Origin of the sequence: Oryzomonas japonica (assembly GCF_008802365.1) — a bacterium.
In the GTDB taxonomy this organism is placed as follows: domain Bacteria; phylum Desulfobacterota; class Desulfuromonadia; order Geobacterales; family Pseudopelobacteraceae; genus Oryzomonas; species Oryzomonas japonica.
In genome coordinates this window covers 90,337-108,810 of the sequence record NZ_VZQZ01000004.1, presented here as the reverse complement: position 1 = coordinate 108,810, position 18,474 = coordinate 90,337, and the positions used below count along the sequence as shown (strand labels likewise).

Annotated in this window: 19 protein-coding genes and 1 pseudogene; all 20 read right to left on the bottom strand. The window is 58.9% G+C overall.

What is annotated here, in order from left to right:
* The 20 genes and pseudogenes from F6V25_RS16980 to F6V25_RS07920 all read right to left on the bottom strand — a co-directional run bounded on the left by F6V25_RS16980 (nucleotide 1) and on the right by F6V25_RS07920 (nucleotide 18,468).
* Nucleotides 1–4,410, bottom strand: coding sequence for a hypothetical protein (locus tag F6V25_RS16980; protein ID WP_191966128.1), 4,410 nt, complete (start codon nucleotides 4,408–4,410; stop codon nucleotides 1–3).
* Between the two features lie 60 nt (nucleotides 4,411–4,470).
* Complete coding sequence (locus F6V25_RS08010) at nucleotides 4,471–4,722, bottom strand: hypothetical protein (protein ID WP_151128098.1); 252 nt, start codon at nucleotides 4,720–4,722, stop codon at nucleotides 4,471–4,473.
* A complete protein-coding gene (locus F6V25_RS08005) occupies nucleotides 4,722–4,904 on the bottom strand; it encodes a hypothetical protein (protein WP_151128097.1) in 183 nt (60 codons plus the stop codon). The genes F6V25_RS08010 and F6V25_RS08005 overlap by 1 nt, the downstream gene beginning before the upstream one ends.
* Before the next feature lie 47 nt (nucleotides 4,905–4,951).
* Nucleotides 4,952–6,991, bottom strand: coding sequence for a hypothetical protein (locus F6V25_RS08000; RefSeq protein ID WP_151128096.1), 2,040 nt, complete (start codon nucleotides 6,989–6,991; stop codon nucleotides 4,952–4,954).
* A 165-nt stretch (nucleotides 6,992–7,156) separates the two neighbouring features.
* The gene (locus F6V25_RS07995; RefSeq protein ID WP_151128095.1) at nucleotides 7,157–7,693 is read right to left on the bottom strand and encodes a hypothetical protein; all 537 of its coding nucleotides are present in this window, start codon (nucleotides 7,691–7,693) and stop codon (nucleotides 7,157–7,159) included.
* 1 nt (nucleotide 7,694) lies between these two features.
* Nucleotides 7,695–8,045: a hypothetical protein gene (locus F6V25_RS07990; RefSeq protein WP_151128094.1), complete on the bottom strand. Its 351-nt coding sequence runs from the start codon at nucleotides 8,043–8,045 to the stop codon at nucleotides 7,695–7,697.
* On the bottom strand, nucleotides 8,038–10,230 hold the full coding sequence (locus F6V25_RS07985) for a phage tail protein (RefSeq protein ID WP_151128093.1): 2,193 nt from the start codon (nucleotides 10,228–10,230) through the stop codon (nucleotides 8,038–8,040). The genes F6V25_RS07990 and F6V25_RS07985 overlap by 8 nt, the downstream gene beginning before the upstream one ends.
* The gene (locus F6V25_RS07980; RefSeq protein WP_151128092.1) at nucleotides 10,230–10,778 is read right to left on the bottom strand and encodes a phage connector family protein; all 549 of its coding nucleotides are present in this window, start codon (nucleotides 10,776–10,778) and stop codon (nucleotides 10,230–10,232) included. The genes F6V25_RS07985 and F6V25_RS07980 overlap by 1 nt, the downstream gene beginning before the upstream one ends.
* A 4-nt stretch (nucleotides 10,779–10,782) precedes the next feature.
* Complete coding sequence (locus F6V25_RS07975; protein ID WP_151128091.1) at nucleotides 10,783–11,094, bottom strand: hypothetical protein; 312 nt, start codon at nucleotides 11,092–11,094, stop codon at nucleotides 10,783–10,785.
* Nucleotides 11,095–11,178: 84 nt separating this feature from the next.
* The gene (locus F6V25_RS07970; RefSeq protein ID WP_151128090.1) at nucleotides 11,179–11,730 is read right to left on the bottom strand and encodes a hypothetical protein; all 552 of its coding nucleotides are present in this window, start codon (nucleotides 11,728–11,730) and stop codon (nucleotides 11,179–11,181) included.
* Between the two features lie 67 nt (nucleotides 11,731–11,797).
* Nucleotides 11,798–12,799 carry a phage capsid protein gene (locus F6V25_RS07965; protein WP_151128089.1) on the bottom strand — a complete coding sequence of 334 codons (1,002 nt, stop codon included), beginning with the start codon at nucleotides 12,797–12,799 and terminating at the stop codon, nucleotides 11,798–11,800.
* Between the two features lie 150 nt (nucleotides 12,800–12,949).
* Nucleotides 12,950–13,798 (bottom strand): hypothetical protein, encoded by an 849-nt coding sequence (locus tag F6V25_RS07960; protein ID WP_191966126.1) that lies wholly within the window; start codon nucleotides 13,796–13,798, stop codon nucleotides 12,950–12,952.
* Entirely contained in the window at nucleotides 13,798–14,265 is a 468-nt protein-coding gene (locus F6V25_RS07950) for a hypothetical protein (protein WP_151128087.1), read from the bottom strand. The genes F6V25_RS07960 and F6V25_RS07950 overlap by 1 nt, the downstream gene beginning before the upstream one ends.
* Nucleotides 14,266–14,277: 12 nt before the next feature.
* Nucleotides 14,278–14,487 carry a Bbp19 family protein gene (locus tag F6V25_RS07945; protein WP_151128086.1) on the bottom strand — a complete coding sequence of 70 codons (210 nt, stop codon included), beginning with the start codon at nucleotides 14,485–14,487 and terminating at the stop codon, nucleotides 14,278–14,280.
* On the bottom strand, nucleotides 14,484–16,133 hold the full coding sequence (locus F6V25_RS07940; protein ID WP_151128085.1) for a portal protein: 1,650 nt from the start codon (nucleotides 16,131–16,133) through the stop codon (nucleotides 14,484–14,486). The genes F6V25_RS07945 and F6V25_RS07940 overlap by 4 nt, the downstream gene beginning before the upstream one ends.
* Nucleotides 16,134–16,303: 170 nt before the next feature.
* A complete protein-coding gene (locus tag F6V25_RS07935; protein ID WP_151128084.1) occupies nucleotides 16,304–16,585 on the bottom strand; it encodes a helix-turn-helix domain-containing protein in 282 nt (93 codons plus the stop codon).
* A gap of 23 nt (nucleotides 16,586–16,608) precedes the next feature.
* The gene (locus F6V25_RS07930; protein ID WP_151128083.1) at nucleotides 16,609–17,049 is read right to left on the bottom strand and encodes a DNA N-6-adenine-methyltransferase; all 441 of its coding nucleotides are present in this window, start codon (nucleotides 17,047–17,049) and stop codon (nucleotides 16,609–16,611) included.
* Nucleotides 17,050–17,125: 76 nt separating this feature from the next.
* Entirely contained in the window at nucleotides 17,126–17,587 is a 462-nt protein-coding gene (locus F6V25_RS17265; protein ID WP_246166999.1) for a hypothetical protein, read from the bottom strand.
* A 7-nt stretch (nucleotides 17,588–17,594) separates the two neighbouring features.
* Nucleotides 17,595–18,047, bottom strand: a pseudogene (locus tag F6V25_RS17515) (DNA cytosine methyltransferase); the annotation flags it as partial.
* Nucleotides 18,048–18,051: 4 nt separating this feature from the next.
* Nucleotides 18,052–18,468 carry a hypothetical protein gene (locus tag F6V25_RS07920; protein WP_151128081.1) on the bottom strand — a complete coding sequence of 139 codons (417 nt, stop codon included), beginning with the start codon at nucleotides 18,466–18,468 and terminating at the stop codon, nucleotides 18,052–18,054.
* Between the last annotated feature and the right edge of the window lie 6 nt (nucleotides 18,469–18,474).

Below are 18,474 nucleotides of genomic sequence, written 5' to 3'. Positions count from 1 at the left end.
TCAAAACTCCAGTCCCATGCAGGCGGCGGCCCGGTCGTACAGGTGCTTCCGGTTCTCCGCCGCTGCAAGGTCGTTTTTCGCCGTGTCGATAAATTCACTGGCGGGTTGCGTTATGTCGTTGCCGGCGGCGTCCTTGCCCGTGACAATGAGAATGTCGCCGCGCTCCTGCAAAATGCTCTGCACCTGGTAATCAAGCGCATCATAGCCCTTTTCCGGCGGGCGGCCGCTCTGGTCGATCTCCCCGGCAATGCGCAGGGTGCCGTCGATACCGAGAGCCTTGCCGTTGTCCAGGATCAGCTTGCCGTCACGCTCGGCCACCACCGTGCGACGGTCAAGCGTGCTGTCGCTGAACGAATCACCCACCTGGAGTTCCTGAGCGTCGATCTCGCGCAGCATTGGTTCGGCCCGGCGGGCGATGCTATCCAGGGCATGTTCCACCATTTGCTGCTGTCCGGCGGTAAGAGTTTGAAACTGACCCTCGGCGGCCTTACGCAGAGCATTGACCACACTCTGCTTGCCGATAGCCCCCTGCCCCTGCCGGTAAAAGCGGTTCAGTTCCTTGTACCAATCCTGCGCCGTGGACCAGCTTGCCTCCTTGGCGTGACCGTCGATCACCACCTTGCCGAAATCGGCCTTTTCCAGAAGATCGGCCTCGGCCCGCAGCAGACCGGAAAGGCCCGGCGTAGGCCGGTCCGGTGCGGCAATGAAGCGCTTGACCATGTTGGACTCGCTGTACAGGCTGGCATCGAATTGCGGGGGGGCGGGTGCCGGGGCGGCGGGGGCGGGTGAAGGTTGCAGATCAAGGTGCGCCGGCGGATCTCCGGCCAGGGCGGTCAGGTCGTTTTGGTTCTCGGCGTGGGCAGCGGAGGCCAGGGTGTGCAGAGCCGCCATTTCCGGGCGGGCTTGGCGGTTGACGGTGCTGTCGGCCAGCATGGCATCAAACAGCCCTTTGACGTTCGAGTTCAGGCGCATTTCCAGCGGGCTGTTCTTGATGTTGCGGTAAATGTCCACCAGCCAGGACTTGAACTTCTCGAAAGCGCCCTTTAATCCTTCCGTGGGGGCTTCTCCATCGGAAAGGTACTTTTCAAAGGCCTGGGCGAATTTCTCAGAATGCTCACGAGTCCATCGGCTTCCCGGCACCTCGGAAAACAACCATTGGGTAAACTCATTTTTTTCGCTACGGTCAAGGGTCCGCTCGAACACATGGCCGAGCTCGTGAACAGCGGTGGAAAAGTCCGGCGACTCCAGGGCGTGTATCACGGCGCGGCCATCACGGAGGAACGATACGGCGCCCTTCTCCCCCTGAAAAAGCGGCTGTCCCTCGTACAACAGGCTATCTCGCATGGCTTCGGTGATCGGGATGGAATGGACGGTCTCGCCTTTTGCCAATGAGGCGGCATATGCTTCTAACGGGTTGGCCTCCCCACTTAAATCAGCAAGGGTATAGGCACCCGTTTTTATATTTATGTCCTCGACCTTGGCCCCGAACTTCTTGCCAAACTTATCAAGAAACTGCGGCAGGATGCGGTCGTAAAACCCCTTCATCCCCTCCCCGCCTACCTTCAGGTCAAGCCCGGCCAGCTTCGTCCATTGGCCGTCCGGCTTGCCATCTCCGGCGGTGATCTTCTGCGACAACTCCTTGCCTACGGCATCGGGCAACTGCTTTTCGGTGAAATCACCCAGGGCGTGTTCCTGGCCGTTCTTGTCCACGCCGGAAATGATGAACTGCTCACCATCCTTGCGATAACTGACCGACTCCATTTTTTTGCTGATATCGTACCGCTCGGCCTGCTGCTCTCCCGTGGTCCAGGTCATACGGTCAAAATCGTTCTCGGCGGCATAGCGCAACATGCGCCGGATCGCCATACCCGCCCACTTCTCGGTCGAATCGATCAAGGGGGCATCGGGTACGCGCTTCCCGGCACGTTTGGCTTGCGCCCAATCGCTCTGCACTTCCTCCAGGTGCAGGATGCGTTCACCGTCCGGGCCGGGGCGCTCGTTGAAACGGACGTGGGCCAGGATGTTGGGTTCATTGAAATGGCTGGAGCGATATGTTCCACTGCCACCGGCATAACCTCGCAATGAATCAAATTCTGCTTGTTCTGCCGGATTAAGGGGCCTTTCACGATCCAAGGCGGCTAGCTCCGCCCTTCGGGACACTTTACTTGTTTCAGAGGTAGGCAGCGTCAGTAGCAGTTCCCGGTAATTTTCTCCGCCGGGGGTGACATAGCTGCCGTATTTCGCATCGCCAGAAAGCTGGACCTCCCGAACCTGCACCTGGTTTTCATCGAGAAAAGCGCGCACCTCGGCGCGGGTAACGGATTTCTTCCCTTTCAGGAATTCATCCAAACCGGTCCAAGCTATTTCCTCTTCTTTGACTCCGGGGGTCTTACGGACTTTGTTCAACAGGTCGCTGGCGTTCCACTTCTCTTGCGGCAGGGCGTCAACCTCACGGAGCAATTTGGAGTAGAACGGCTGTACTACGGGGCGGGATTGGTATAAGACATTCGGGTCTGTTGGATCAGACGTTACGCCGCTTGGTCCTCCAGGGACTTCATTATTTTGGCTTTCAGATCTTCCGGCACCTTCGCCCAATCCTCCGGGTTGTCCCTCACGGACCGCAGATGGTCTTTCAGTTGGGCGGAATAGTTCTCTAATTCCGAGGGCGGCCAGTGCTTCATTGATTCCATCGTCGTTGCTGATATCATGGATTTTTGCCTCATTACTCTTTGCAATTTCTTCGGATTTGGCCTTAAGCGCCAAACCATGGGAACGTACCGTGGCCGCATCGGTATTGACGGGGGAGTCGGAAAACAGGTGAAAGATCGGTTTCCCGTCCCGGGCCGTACCGACGCGCATTGCAACGAAATCTCCGCCGATATCGGCAGGTCTTACGCCATAATGTATCATGGCGTCATTGCCGGGCTGTTCGTGCAATTTCGTATGGATTATATCACGTTCGCCATTAACTGCAAATGATGTTGCACCCCGCACCGGCTGGTTATCGGTGGTTTTGAATCGGTGCCCGTACTCCGGGTTGCCCCGGTCCTGCCCGGTTTCAAAGAAGCGACGGTCCGTCACTCGATCAATCGTGCCATTGCCGTAGGTATCGGCCAACTGTTGGGCCTGTTCGGAGGTCAAGCGGTATTCTTCCTTGACGGGCATCTTGTCAAAGGGCACATCAAGGGGTTTGAAGCGGTCAAAGGTCCGGCCCTGGTAATAACTCCCCTCCCCTGGCGGCTCGGTGGTAACATCCGCGAAATACCTGCCCACGAATTCATCGACCGGGATCTTCATCTTTGCCGCCCGTGCCTGGATCAGCGCGGATACCCCCGCCTCTTCATCGGGCGCCATGCCGTACTTTGCGCTCCACTTATCCATCAGGGTTTGCAGTTCCAGCGGCTTGGGAGCCGGTTTCAGCATACCCCCGGCGTGGTCGGCAACGTCCACAGGCTTGCCCTCGGTAACACTCCCCAAAGCACCCTTAAGCATTTCAATGTGGCGGTCCACGCCAGCCAGGGCATCTTTGTTGAAGGGATTTGTTTCAAGGGTTTTTAGATAGCTGCGGACGGTATCCAGAGAGTCCACGGTTTCAACCGGCAACTGCTCACGCAGGGCCGTTTCTCCGCCGGCTTTCTGGATCAAGTCGTGATACTCGGTGGCGCGGGCCGCCACGTTCTCCAGGGCGGTGGCGTTGGCCCGTGCCGTAACCCGGTTGGCGTGGTAGCCCAAAGCGCCAAATACGCCGCCCAAGGTCAAATCGGTCAGGCGGGAGACCGGGTTAAGGGGGTCGATGGTGGCGGCCTGCTCGGTGTAGCCCTGGGATTCCAGGCCCGTTTTCAAAGCGTAATCCTGCCCGGCTCCGATCAGCGGCATAAGCGTGGATGCGCCGGCAGTTTTCAGAAGGGTGCCCCCGGCCTGGGGGATCTTCATCATCAGGGCATTGGCGACGCCCGCCCCGGCACCGGCCACGGCCGCAGTAGTCGGGTCCACGCCCTGTTCCACCAGTTTGCTGCCGGTGTTCAGCCCGGCGGATACCGCCATCAGGCCCGGACCGGCCCCGATCTGCACCGGAAGCCCGGAAATATTACCAATAAGTTCCCCGGCCCACCCGACGCTTTCCGGGTCGGGAGTCCAATACTTTTCCGCATCGTTTAGCTTGGTGTCGATGAACTTGAAAAAATCCTCTTTGCGCGGAATGATCCGGGTGCCGTCATCGGGGGCAGACTCATGGGGGAAAAGAGTTGAAGCGGCCAAGGCCGTGCCGCGAGCCAGCGCAACGCTACTCCTCATGGCCCCCATGCCGGCCGCTTTTAAGAGGCCGGTTTTCTCGGGTGGCTGCGGGCGGGTACGAGCCGCCGCGTAATCCTCTTCAAGCCCCGAAGTTTCACTATCCCAGATGATCGGCATTATTTACCCTTGCACTCGTTGAGCGCCTTTATCAGCAATTCGTTATCGCGGTGGAGGTTGTCAATAGTGCTCTTCTTCACTGTCACCGATTGTTCCCCGTCCACCACCACCAAGCGCGGAGAGCACCCGGTCATGCTGGTCAGCGGCAGCAGCATCGACAGCAGCGCCGTCATTATCAGCAAGCGCCTTGCGCATGGTCTGGATATTGGTCTGGTCACTGTTGGCCTCCTGTTTTGCTTTGTCTGACAAATATTGCCGCAGAACAAGGGCGGCGATCCCCAGGACCGCAGATATGACCGCCGCCCACTCCATTACTGTTGCACCGTCCCGCCGGTCACGTTGCTGTCCTTCGCCAGGAAACCGAGAACCAGCGTAGGGATACCCAACGCCCACGCTTTCCAGTCCCATGCATTCCCGCTCTGTACTGCGGTTACGGTGTACGCCACTACTGCGCCAATAATCCCCGCCAACGTTGTTTTCCAATTCTTTGTCATGGTCTTTCTCCTTGCTGAATTCAGCGCCGAAGCGCTGTTACTACTTTCTACCGCGCCCCAATCCCATCATCCAGGCGGAACACGAACGGTCTGCCACTCTTGCCGTACAGCGGCTTGCCATCCCTGACGAAGGTGTACCCCCCATTCCATTCGTGCCATGCGGAAGATTTAAGGAAGCGGGCCGCATCGGCGTCGTTCATACCGTCGATCCCGCCGCGCTTGGCGATATCCTTGGGGGTTATCGCCTTGATCGAGTTAAGGAACTGGTCACCGTTCATGCCGTCCGGCACGATGGTGGTTTTTCCGCTGCCGAAATACGCGGCGCCGGTATGTACGGTATTCCCGGCAACCCGCCTTACCACATCCGTCAACAGGTCTTTGTCCACACTATCCAGGGGCGCGTTGCGCCGTTGCGCCTCGGCCAGGTAGACGGTGGCAACGGCATCCCTGGTGGTGTTCCTCGCCTCGGGCATTGCGGCCAGGGCGCTGCCCAGTTGTTTATTGATGCGGTCGGTCATATCCTGCTGGATCGCCCCGAATTTATCCTTGAGAAAATCCTTCTTTTCCCCGTTCAGGTAGCTGCGACCCTCGGCGTACAATTGAGCCTCCGCCGGTTTCCCGCTGGCATACAGCTTGAACATGACCGCCTGGTCCGGGTGCGCCAGCCGTACCTGCTCGGCGGCGCTGTTGAAGGTGGCGGAGGAAATAGCCGGCCCCAATGGCCGGGAAATAGTGGATATCAGCTTGACTTGATCACGGGCCGGGAGGGTTTGCAGGTACTCGGACAGGGCCTTGATTTCGTCGCCCCGGAATACCGCATTGACGCCAAGCTGTTTCGCCACGGCCAGGCGCCCGGCGATTTGCTTCGGCAGGTTCGTAACGTCAAGCATGTTGAGCGCCGGGAGCTGTACGCCATGTTCCGCCGCCGCGACCCCCAGCGGATCGGCCTTTTTCAGTTCCATGCGCTTGCCGAAATCGGTGGTGTACGACATGGCGTCCGAATACTGCCGGGACAGGCTGGGCGACAAGGCGGAGTATTTCCGCACCGTGGCCACAAACTTGTAATCTGCGGCCGTAGTCGGTATCCAGCCGGTTTTAACCTTGTCCTTAAGCTCCATCACCAGGTTGGTGGCTTCCTGTTTTGCTTGGGTATCCCGTTCCCGGCGCAATTGCTCCGCCTGGGCCTCAAGGGCCTGTTTCTTGGCGAGGGCCATGGAAACATATTCTTCACGGGTTTTCTGGTCCCATTCGGGGTTGTAGGTATATTGGCCGTTGGCGTCGGTGGCGGTGATCTGCTGGCGGAAGGTATCCAGCATCGAGAGTGACGCCTTGATCGGGTCTTTTGCCTTGGTGTTCGGTTTCAGAGCATTGAAGCGGTGCGCGGCGTCTTCGGTAATGATCTCCTGTATGGCTTTCTGGCGGGTGTCCTCGATATCATGAGCCGGGCGGCCGGTATCGCCGAAAAAGTTGTCATCCTTGATGATGGCGATCTTGGTGCGCACGTCCTTGGTCGGATCGTTTTTGAGAGCGTCGAGGGTGGCGATGCTCTCCGCCCATGCCCCGTCGTTGATCTCCTGCTGGCCCGTCTTATAAATTTGCTCCGAGCCCTGGTTGATATGCTCCATCACCTGGGATTCAATGGTATTGCGCTGGTGTTCGTTCAACTTGGGATAAAGCGTATCGCTTGCCAGCTTCTGCGCCTGGTCGCGGAACGCTGCCGGATAGTCCTCGGGGGCCGTGTCGGGATCATCAACGATCTTCTGTTGCAGGGCCGAAAGCTGCGGGGCGAAGTTCAGGTATTCCCTCTTCGCTGCGGCCAGTTCCCGTTCCTTGGCCTGGGCCTTCAACTCGGCCTCCTGTTCGCGCTGCTTCCGCTCCATCTCCGCTTTCAGGTCATGGGCCTGTTGCAGGTCGATACGCCCCTGGAATTCGTTCTGGTCCGTGGCGGTCTGCAACAGGTTTTGCCCTAGGAGCTGCGCAGCCTGTCCCACGGCCACGTCGCCGGAAGCGTCGGTATGCAGGGCGGGCGCCGGTTGCGCCACACGCTGCCCCAAACCTCCCCCGAAATATGCGTCAGGAATCTTCATTGCCGTTATCCCCAAAAGCGCCATGTTGGCCCGCACACCGCAACTCCAGCGCTCTCAAGCGTTTAAACAACTCGCGCTGGCTCCTATCGGAACGATTCAAAAGGAATATGGCGTATCCGCCGATTGCCATCTTGAATATGTCCCACAACTCAGGCGGAATAGTCATTAGCCCCCCAGCAAGGTGTATTTTGGTGCTTTCCGCTGATAAAACGTGTCGGCGTTCAATGAATTTGCAAGGTTGGTGTTTGACTTGCTTTTTTGATAAGAGTTGTAGCCCCCGATCAGGCTTGACCCCACATTAAACCCGCCGGAAATAAGCGATGACGTAGCCTTATCCCGGCTGATAGCCGCCTCCCCCTCCAACAGCTTGGCCCTGTTATTCCCGGTGGTGAGCGCCGCCAAGGCGTCCTGTTCGGTCAATTTGTCGGTTTCCGCCAGAAGTGCCCCGCCGCTGCCGTTGGCATCGAGCTTGACGCCGCTCCCGGCCAGGGCCGCTTCCTGGGCGGCGGCAGTACGCTGCCCCTTCTCCCGGATCTTGGCGGCCTCGGCCTCGGCGGCGGCCTTTTCCTGGGCGGCCTGTTCCTCCTGAAGCTTGGCCTGTTCGTCTGCGGCCTCACTTTGGGAATACGCGCTATAGGCAGCCCCACCAGCGGATGCAACGGTTGCCGCTATTGCAATAATCGTCGCCGTTTCCAGTCCCATATCAAACCTCCATCACGGCGCAGGGAATCGTGATACCCCCTGGAGCCTGAACGTCATAAAAGATTTTGAACCCCATCATCCGCCAGTAGTGGCCCATGGTGACGGTATAATGATCGGAACAGACCATGACCAATCGAATGCCAAGCTCCTTCAATTGCTCACGGACCCGGCAATAAATGGTCTGGTATTCCCGGCACAGCGACTTGTTCCAGAGGTACACCCGGTTGTGCAGCACGGCGTTGTTCCCGTCGATATCGGCGGTCAGTTCGGCGGCCAGCACGCCCCGGTAGTTTGCCCGCCAGCGCAGGCGGTTATCACCGTGATCGGTGATGAGCGTCACCTTGTCATCCATTAACCGTTACCTCCTTGATGATCGCCAGCACAGTGAGTGAAAACGGAAGATCCTGCTCAATAGAAACCTGCGTTTGCGACGGGTCGGTGCCGCGTCCCAGGTTGAATATTTCCTTGTCGCCGCTGAATACGCCAACCGGTGCGTTGATGTTGGGGAACCGGCGGAACGGGATCTGTTCGCCGTTGACGGTGCAGCCCTGAGTCTCAAACAGTCGCACCCGGATCTTGCCGACAGCGGTTGCGGCCCCCTGGATCGATTGACCGGGATTGGCAAGCTCAAGGGGAAGGTCTTTGATGGTGGTATGGTACGGCAGACCTGCTTCAATAGTCGCCGCAGGGTTTTCAAGGGCAATCTTCCCGCCAATGACGGTCTTGCGCCCGCAATAGAAACCATCGGCCTTTACATCGACCAGGCAGTTTTCCAGATGGCCGAGCCCCGATATTTCCACCAGCCCGGCCCCGCTGGCGACAACAGAGCTATCGGTTTGAAGTCCCACGTCGAGCATTTCGACATAGGTTCGCCATTGGCCGTTAATCAGCCTCTTCACGGCAAACCACACTTGATCGCTGCCGTCTTGGCCCGGGACGCTGGTAATACTGATATGTCGGGAATCGTCGGTGCCGTGTGCGGCCCACGCGGTGACCTCCTGCTCCTTATCCAGGGTCAGGGTCAGCAGCGCGCCGCCGTTGGTGACCGCCCACAACAGGCTGTACGGCTCCCGCGCGTAGGAAATTTGCGAAATACCGTTGCCATCCGCCACAAGGTGGTCTGCGATAACCGCGACATCCGGCGCCACGTAGCTGTCCGAACTGTATTGATACCCGAAACCCCGAAGTTTCAACCCGGACGGGGGCACGAAGTATATTTCCCCGCCGATCTGCACGGGGCGCACCAGGCCGGTGCCGTGGGGCGTGCGGTTCTTGACCTGAACGTTCGACGGCGTTATGGGCGAATCGCTGCTACCCCGCACCGTCAACTCCTTGTCACCCGCGAATGTGGCAATGCAATCCACGCCAAGCAGGTGGTAGATCGACGTTGAAGCCGCCGAGAGATTGAAGGCCCAACCGTCGCTGTCCAGCGTCCCGATGGTGAAGTCCAGCGGATCGCCGGAAGAGCTGCCCCATTCGTATGTGGGGTAGGTCGGAGAACCGGCCGCAATCATGCGCTGTTCGTGGAAGGTGGCGCACGCCGGCCAGCCACGGAAATCAGACCATGCCTGTTCCTTCCAATCGGGATCGGGGTCAGTACCGCTCAACTGGTTTATCTCCCGCACGCGAGTAACGGTAACACCGTCAGGGAGTGGATTGGATGGCGTCACCGTGAGATAGTCATCGCTATTCCCAGAGTATCCCCCTTCGGCATAGCTGGTTGAAAAGTCCGGTATCTTGCCATCGTAAAGCGCCTTGATATCCACATTGAAGCCGAATGCCACAGGGATTTCCGGCGGGGTGTAAGTGAAGGTCACAACATCATGCAGGCGGCGTCCGGTCGAATCCGGGGCGCTTATGGGAGTACCGGCGTCTACCGAGGCGCTGGCGTGCATCGAATCCGTTACGGCGGTTATGGTGCAAATCCCGCCGTTGACCACCAACGTCAAGCCGATATGATCGGCTATGAACCACGCCTTGTCTGCGGTCAGGGTTATGTTCCCGCTGGTGGCGGACGGCGTTATTTTGATCCCGGAACTGTTCGGCGGCCGCATGTACGGGAAATAGGTAAACGGAACATCCTCCAGTATCCAATTTGTGTCGGAGTCCTTGCGATAGAACCGTTTTGGCCGTTTGGTCGGGTGAAAAAAATAGAGAACGTTCGCGCTGGCCGTGTAACGGATCTCCGGGAGGATTGCGCTTTGGTAGGGGGTGGCGACTTCGTAGGGCGCGGCTCCGTTCTTGATCTGCGTCCCGTTGTAATAGACGCGCAGCTTCCGGTCGCCAAGTTCAAGCACGTAGCCTGCCATTGCTCCGTCTATGGATACGGGGAAATCAATCAACCGCACGACCGGCCCGGATGCCTCCGCAACGAACCGAGTGCCGGGCATACGCTGCACGCCCCCCCAGACCATGGGGATGGCGTTACGGCACAATTCAAGCCCGTGCTGGTAACGTGGGATATCGGTACGGCCCCGAAGTTTCGGCGATATCTCACCGGCATTGAGCGCGGTCTGTATGGTGCGGAATTTCCCCATTATCCCCTCGCCGTCAACAGACTTGATTCCGGCAGATCGTCGGGCGGGTCTTCGAGAGAATCCACAGACCGGGCCAGGCGCAGCAGTTCCTTATAGGCGGACCAGCACACATCTTGTTGGCTGGAACTGCTCGTAAGCGGATAGGCCAGCTTGGCGGCCAGGTACGCAGACAAGGCGTCTGAAAAGAGCGCGTCGAACCGGGAGGGATCTGCGACCATGGCGATGTAACGGATATTCAGTGAATCTTGATTGCACAGGATACGGCCGCTTTCCTGCTTGAAATCCTCGGCGGTGACCTCGACCGTCCGTATCCAGTCGGCAGGGAGCGGGAACGTCTTGGCGTACCCAAATACGGGAGCATCGGCAGATGCAGCCAGCGACCGGCGGGCCATGGCGAAGTTCCACGGATGCGCCCGCAATACTGCGGACAGGGCCAGGTTCCAAAAGGAGGCGGCGGCCTTCGCATGAACCGTTTCGTTCAAGTCCTGGACCGGGGAAGCGCCCAGCGAAACCAGGGCGGCGTTGATGATATCGAGCTTGGTCAACATGTCGTTATCCTATGGCATCCCAATTGGTGCCCTTTTTCCGTAGATGGATGGTTTCACCCTGCATCGTCAAGACGGTGTTCGGCTTGTGCATTACCGTGTCCGCACCCTGCGGAACTACCGTTACCGGGTTGACGCTCAAATCGCTCTTATAGACAATGACGTTCCCGGTGGACGGGAGGATCACGGTAGCCGGGCCGGTGGCGGCATCGGCATAAATCTCCGTAGGGATAGCCCCGTTCCATGCTGTGGTCTGGTCATCGGAAACAAGACGCGCATCAGGCGTCTGCGCGATGGCCTGCGCCGGTACTTCATCCACCCATCCCCCATTGATCCAGTATTGCATCGTCCACCAGCGGGGCCGGGTTTCCCCGGCCCCGTTCCTTTGTCAGTCGTTCATCTTTCAGTCGTTCATCACGTAGGGAATCCAGATGGTGATCACCTGGGCAGCCTTGATGGCCGCCACGGCATTGGTCCCGATAACGTCAAGACCGGTTGTGCCGGTGTTTTTCAGGATGGCGCCGGATGCGGCAAAGGCGTCCAGCACGGCGCTACCGGCGGCGGCAATGGAAGTGGCGGCGAGAAAACAGGCGTCATTACCGGCAAAGCCTATTTTCAGGGTGGCGGTGGCGTTCCCGGCACCGAAATACATCTTGCCGAAGGGAAGCGGCGTCGCCCCCTGGGGCAGTTTGGTGAAGTACACCACGTCACCGATTGCCCCGTCCGCCGCGCCCTGGGTATAGGTGGCGCGGGCGATGCGCACCCGTCCGCCAAGCTGGGCGGCGGAATTCTTGACCGCAGGCGTCGTAACATAGGCGTTGGTATACTCGGCGGCATAGACATTGGCCCCGGCGCACGGATCGCGGCGGATGTACGTGCCGGCGGGCTTGCTGCTGGTCATGGCCGTAGCCACATAGGCGACCAGGGACACAAGCATGTTGATAAATGTTTTCATATACAGCCTCCAAACGATTGATGGTTGCGGGGCGGATGACCGCCCCGGTTACGGTTTATTCAGCGGGTCAGGGTTCGGTGCATTGAATCTCGACCACGCCTTTGTCCTCGGAACGGGCGGCCCCCAGGGACATCATGCTGTACACCTGGTACGGATAGCCGCGCTTGTTCTTGTTGACGGCGACGTCGTTGGTGATCTCCTGTCCGATCCCCAGGTGCATGTACCCCTTGCCGAAGATGCAGCACGACCGGGTGGTGCCGACCTTCGGCAGGATCTCGGTGCGCTTCCAGGTCATGCCCATGAAGGATTCCACCTTGTAATCCATCAGGGCTTGCAGGGTGTTGTAATCGCTGCTGGTCAGGGTGTTGTCGGCCATCAGCACCGTCAACTGGCTGGAGGTGTATACGAAGATGCGCTCCCCGCCCTCTTCGGGGCTGGCGGCCTCGGCGGCGTTCATCAGTTCGATGGCGCTGCGGATCTTCGCCATGCTGATATTGGTGCCGCCGTGAAGGATCTTCTGGCCGGCAGGCAATACCACATACTGGCTGCTGCCGTTGTTGCCCTGGCCGGTCTGCTCACGAACCGAGCCAAGAGCGGCCTCGACAATCAGGCGGTCTTTCCGGCGATTGTGGGCGGCGACGGCCAGCGTAACGTACTTGTTCGTCGGGTCGGTCAACACCTTCAGCTTGTCGAAGCTGTCAACATAGTCGAACCAATCGAAATCCCGCAGGTCGATCCAGCGCCGGGTATGGGGGGTATTATTGGCCTCCATATCCGAAAAGCGCGTGGTCACTTCCTGGGATTCGCTCGATCCCACGTTGTCGCAGGACTCGGACGCACCGACAACGCCGGAATGCACGGTGGCGTAGGGTTCCAGGCGGCTGGTGGTCTGCTGCATGTTCAGGGTCACATCGTCGGCGTACTTATTAACAAAGTGGGCGGGCACCTGGTCACCGGCGGCCGCCGGGTCGCGACGGGTGAACGCAACAGGCCGGACGGCGAACAGCGACGCGGCAAAGGCCATGACGATACGGAACAACATGAGGGTGTAACGGATGAATGTTTTCATGTGCGGACTCCTTGGTTTGATGTGTACTGCTACGTCATTCCAGGTTGTCCGCGTGGGCGGGCCTGATGGTGTGGTGCCGGGAAAGCGGGGGAAACAGACAGGGATTCCTTATCCCACCGTCCCGGCTATGTGGTGCTGCAATGTGGCGGGTTACTCCCTGTTTGCCTTGTAACCCTTTGCGTACGCTTCAGTGACCTTGCGGACCGCCTCAGCGTGGCCGGGGTCTTTGCTGTCGGTGTACGCCTTGGATTTTCTGATTTCGTCAATGCTCTCCGCCGTGGCTCCGTCCAGGCCGCCCGCCGGTCGATCTTCTCCCAGATCGGCCCCCACCTTTGCCAGCAGGCGGATGATCGCCGGGTTGTTTGCCAGCTTCGGATCGGAAAATTGCGCTTTCAACTCAGGGTCGTCGGCAGTATAGGCGGCCAGGGCAGTATTCGCGGCGCCCATGTTCTGCCCGAAACTCTCCCCCCAGGTCTTTTTCAAGGCCTCGGTGGCCTGGGCGTGGCCGGCTTTTTCAGCAGCCAGACCGGCGGAAAGCTGTTCCCCGAACGTGCCCATGACAACCTGCAACTGCGCGTTGGTCAGACCGGCCTTGTGGAACTTCTCCAGGATCGGCTTTACGGCTTCCGGCTTTGCGTCGAAACCGTCAGGAAGGTACTTATCCAGCTTGTATTCATCAGCCGTCTTGGGCGGAACGTCGCCGGTACCGAGGCGCTTTTCCAGATGGTTGTACGACTGGCCCATCTTTTCGACGATGGCCTTATAATCCGGCTGTTCGTCGGCGCCCTTGACCATGAACTTGTCGGGCACCGTAAACGGCTGCGCTCCGCCGTCCGGGTTCAATAGGTTGTCACCGCCTCCGGCAGCGGCAGCGGCAGCGGCACCAGCAGCAGCAGCGGCGGCGGCAGCGGCAGCGCCATCATCACCGGCAGCGGCACCCGCTGCATCGTCGCCGGCTCTCGGGTCAAAACGTGTCGGTATGAGAGTGCGCCAGTCCATCACGCCCCCTTGAGTTCTGCTGCGCGAGTCTCGGCGGCGGACAGGATCTTTGTGCGGCGCTCGTCCTTGGTAAGAGCGTTCAGCTCGTCGAACGTCTTGGCGTCCTTGATCGCCTGGAGCAGTTGTTTTTCGGATAGCTTCGTCACCTTCTCGCCCTTAGATTCATTGTCACCGGGAAGGTTGGCGTTATCCTTGCTGATACCCAACTCGGCAAGCTGTTCGTCGGTCAGGAAAGTAGGCGGGACCGCCACCATGCCGTTTGCCGCAATAACATCCTTTGCCAGGGACAGCGGCACCGAATCGGCGGTCAAAACGACAGGGACGGGCGGAGGTGACGGAAGCTGCTGTACTACAGCCTGGCCGGACGCCAGCGGATCACCCACCGCGACCTCTTCGACCAGATGACCTTGACCCTCGATAAACGTCCGGCGAATTTCCGTCCTCACCGGCCCCAAATTCCTCGACATATCAAACCTCCCTTACTCGCTTGATCCTGCTCGTTTGAACAGGTACAGAATGACGCTACGGGCGCCCTCGTTGAATGACGTGGCGTGCGGATCACCGACAACATAGCTGGCGCAATCATGGTACTTGGAGGAAAGTTCCTCAAGGATCGCCGCGCCGTCCCGATCCTGCTGAAAAACGCGGTTGTAAACCGCATCCGGTAATCCGTCCCGCCGCTTCGTCATGCCGCCATCCCCATTTCCGCGCCCGGTACCGCGCCCTGGCCGCCCTGCTGCATCATGGCGCTCATTGCCTGCGCCTGTTGGGCCTTGGCGGCTTGATCTTCCCGCAGCTTACGCCGGGCTTGCACGTCTTTTATGTTAACGATCAACTTTGCCGGCACGCCCAACAGATCGGCACGGTGGCGGGCGGATTCGTCAAGATCGTAGTTGTCCAATACCGTGGGGGGTTCCCCGGCGTCACGCTGACCCTTGGCCTGGGCCATGAGCGATTGCTCGAAACGATCCATGGCCGCAACCTCTTCCAGCTTTTGAGCGCGGGCAAGCGGTCCCTGGAACTGCAACTGAAGATTATCCCCCTGCGCCCCTTGCGGCAGTTCGCCCAACAGCCCTTTACGGTAGGCTATCCAGAGGCAGCGCCAGACCATCGGTTGCAAATATTCGTTCTGAATGCGCCCGAACATGGGACCGAGCAACTGGCGAATGAGGTTGACGCGGTAGTGCCATTCGGTGGCGGTCTTGGCCGGACCTTCGGTATTGGTTTCCAGCAGGTCGGCCATCATTATGCGGCGGATGCTCTTTTTAAGATCCTCCGCGATAATCATGGACAGGTCGAAGTTTCCGCCCGGTGTGATCGGGAAAAACGAATCCTTGCTTGACATCATCACGATCTTGCGCGCGCCGATCCGTACCGTTTTCGGATTAATCACGCCGTCATCGACCGCCCCCCACATACCGGAAATCGCCATGTCGGCGCTGGCAAAGGTGAGGCGCTTGGCCTCATTCAACGTCTTTATATCGGGCAACGCGCGGGAGGTCGGCCCCTGGGCATAGACAGAGCCGGGGAGCTTGAGCCAGCGCGGATAAACCACGGGAAATTCATGGTAGCCGGAATTCCGGCAGACCTTCTTGGTGTCCAGTTCCACATGCATGGACTGGAACGGCAGCACCTTGTCCTTGACGCGGGGCTGTTTCCCCTTGTCATCCTTCACGCGGGGAAAGATCGCCTGAACGAACCGGAACAACGTGTGCGGCTTCTTCTCGGCGATCTTGGTGATCTTCTCGGAAACGTTCTTTTCCCCGTACTCCTTCACCGCCTGCTGCGCGGTCAGGGTGAATTCGTAAAAGATCGTATCCACCAGGCCGTCGCGGGTGGTGGTGGCTACCCAACATTGCGCCAGGGGCCACAGTTCGAAATGGTAGGTGGCCCCATCCTTGCCGTCCTCGATATATAAAGCGCACTGGCCCGCGATGGCGGTATCGTACATACCCTCGTAGCCAGGGGCGTCGTAGTTGCTGGCGTGGATCTCGGCGTGGACTTTGGTACAGGCCGCATCGAGCCACTTGTTAAGCTCATCGTTGGATTTTTCGGACTTGTAGCCGAACCAGCGGGAATTGGCGGGGGTGAGATTGGAAACCAGCGCGGAAGCAACGGTACTGGCGGCATCATCCCCCGTGGAATCGAACAGCTTGGCCGTGGCGGCGGCGGCCTGTGATTGAACCGTATCGGCGGAAAGGGTAGTGCTGCCGGTGCCGAACATCATGCCGCGAATGGGATTGGTGTACTGGTAACACTCGCGAATGTGCGACTCAAGCGGGGTACGCTTGGTTTTCAGGTCAGACAGTTGCTTGACTACATCCGCACCGTTCATAACTCTCCCTGCTTGCCCCTTTCCCACACACGCCGGGAGGAGCGGCGCATGTGGGCGGGGCAGCGACTCTTTGAACGCCCACGAAAAAAGCCCCAAGGCGGAGGCCAAGGAGCTTTCAGTGACACGACTCAAATTGTACTTATTTCGTTAGCAAAACCGGGCAGCACAAATCAAGAAAAATCTTCATCGGTGAAATAATTTATTTCCGGGGGAATGCCGTGGGGGAAGTCCTTGTCGATAAGAACGTCCAGGCGGGCCGGGAGTTCGGCAAAGAAAGCCCGGTCCTTCTTGCGGATCGTCACGACCTGGCGCAGTACGGCGTAAGGGCAGCGGCGGCGGCCAATCTCGTACCCCTGCCAGGTGGCCTTATGAATACCCAGGCATTCGGCCAGTTCCGCCATGCTGTACCCCATTTTCTCCCGTGCCTCTTTCAACCGCATACGCTTTTGCATTTTTTGCAACCTCCCGTATGCAACTAAATAAACACGTCTGAAAGTGTCGGCCTAAAAACAACCACGGCATTGGGAAACGGGGCGTTGTCTTTTGCGGCCCCAAATTTCAGGCGGCCTTTCACGAAATGTATCTCTCCCTTTGCACAAAAATCATGCCACCAGCGCGTATCTACCCTTGCCGGAAGGAGGCAAACGACAGTTGCACCGTTATCCTTTGCGCTTCTATATGCCTTTTCCACCCACTTGCCGATTCCTCTACCATACGGGGGATTCATCCAGCACACCCCCCCCCACGGTTGCGCCAGTCCGTCCATATCAGGCGTGAAATAATGTTCACACTTGGCATTGTCGGGCAGGGCGCACACATCCAGGTTAAAACGGAAAATAATATTCAGCCTGTCAAAGAAATCTTGAGGGGTTGCCCACATATCGGTTTCACTCGAAAACATCAAACCAGCGTTCATCACCACACCCCGTTCTTTCCGCTCTCAAACCGGCCCTTATCAACACCCGAAAGAATCATCCACGCGGCTGCCGCCGCTATCGGGACTTGTCCGTTGCCCGCCGCTTTGATGCGGGCTTGCTTCGTGTTGCCGTCCAATTGAGCGGCCACCCCATCCACCATTCCGCAAATGCCGAGGTGAGGCGGTGACCAGTTGAATGCACCAGTGTATCCCGCAGCGGCTTGGATCGTTTCAGCGTCTGTTTCTCGAAGCCCTCCGCACTGTACGGCGATTTGTAGTCGGTGGAGCATAACGTCGGAAGCATCTTCAAAGCGCTTTTCAGTCCGACTTGGACCTTCTTGCCGTCCAGAGTCATGCCGGTCAGCGTCGTTCCTGGCGGGATAGTTCGACCGCCTGACATTTCCGTAGCCGTCAATGTCGGCAACCGCTTCAACGCCGTAGCAATCCCGTCGCCACTGGTTGCAGTTAGTCCCTTCCTGTTGTAGTTGCCGCATACCGTCAGCGTTGGCAGCGATGCACCACCATCGATCGCGCTCATGGGGAGCGCCGACATCAGCCGCGCCAAGGACTCCATCCCTCCAGGCGTATCCACGCGCCACAAGTTCCCCAAGAACGATATGGCGCCCTCTGGTTCGGATTCGAGGGCTGTTTTCGAGCCATACGATTCCAGGTCGAATAACGTCAACTGCTCGGAACACTTCGCTAACAAGGCCGCTTCTCGCTCCGCTGATTCCCTCGCCTCTTCCCGCCGCAGAAATATCCTGGCAAGGGAAGCCCGCTGCCAAGCAATCCACTCGACCGCGCCAGGGGGCAAAGTCGAACAGCCGAACGTCTCCGCAATGGATGTGCAAGCCGGGAAACCATCCCTCCGCTGCACGTTCCCGCAGAGAGTTACAGCAGGACTCGGCCCATTCAACGGCAAGGATCGGTTCATGTCCAATAATAAGGTCTGCAAGTAATCCCCCCCCCGCGCCTGCGAACAAATGCGCTGTTCTCATCCCCCTACCCCTCCACAATCCGCAGCCCACGCCCGAACAAGCGCCGCTGCTGCACCCTGCCCCAAAACGACCGCGCCACCCCGCCCGCCTTACGACCCTCCACCGGCAACATCCGGTACGGCTCCGGCCACTCTCCGCAATCGTCGCACCGCTCCTGGCTCAGGTGGATCACGTTGCACCCGCACACGTAAGACGGCACGTAGCACAACACGATCAAGCGGGCTTGGTCGGGATCGTCCGGGAGGCATGACAGGAAATCGCTGGCCCAATCCTCGTTCCGGTACATCCCGGCTTGCGACTTCGACGGCGACACGGCGGAAAGCCGGTCAACGACATTCGCCAGCGTCGTTGATTGCGGCAGCACGGCCCGCAGAGCTATTTCAAGTGCAGCCTGGAACACCTTGGCCTGATATGCGGACATTGCGCC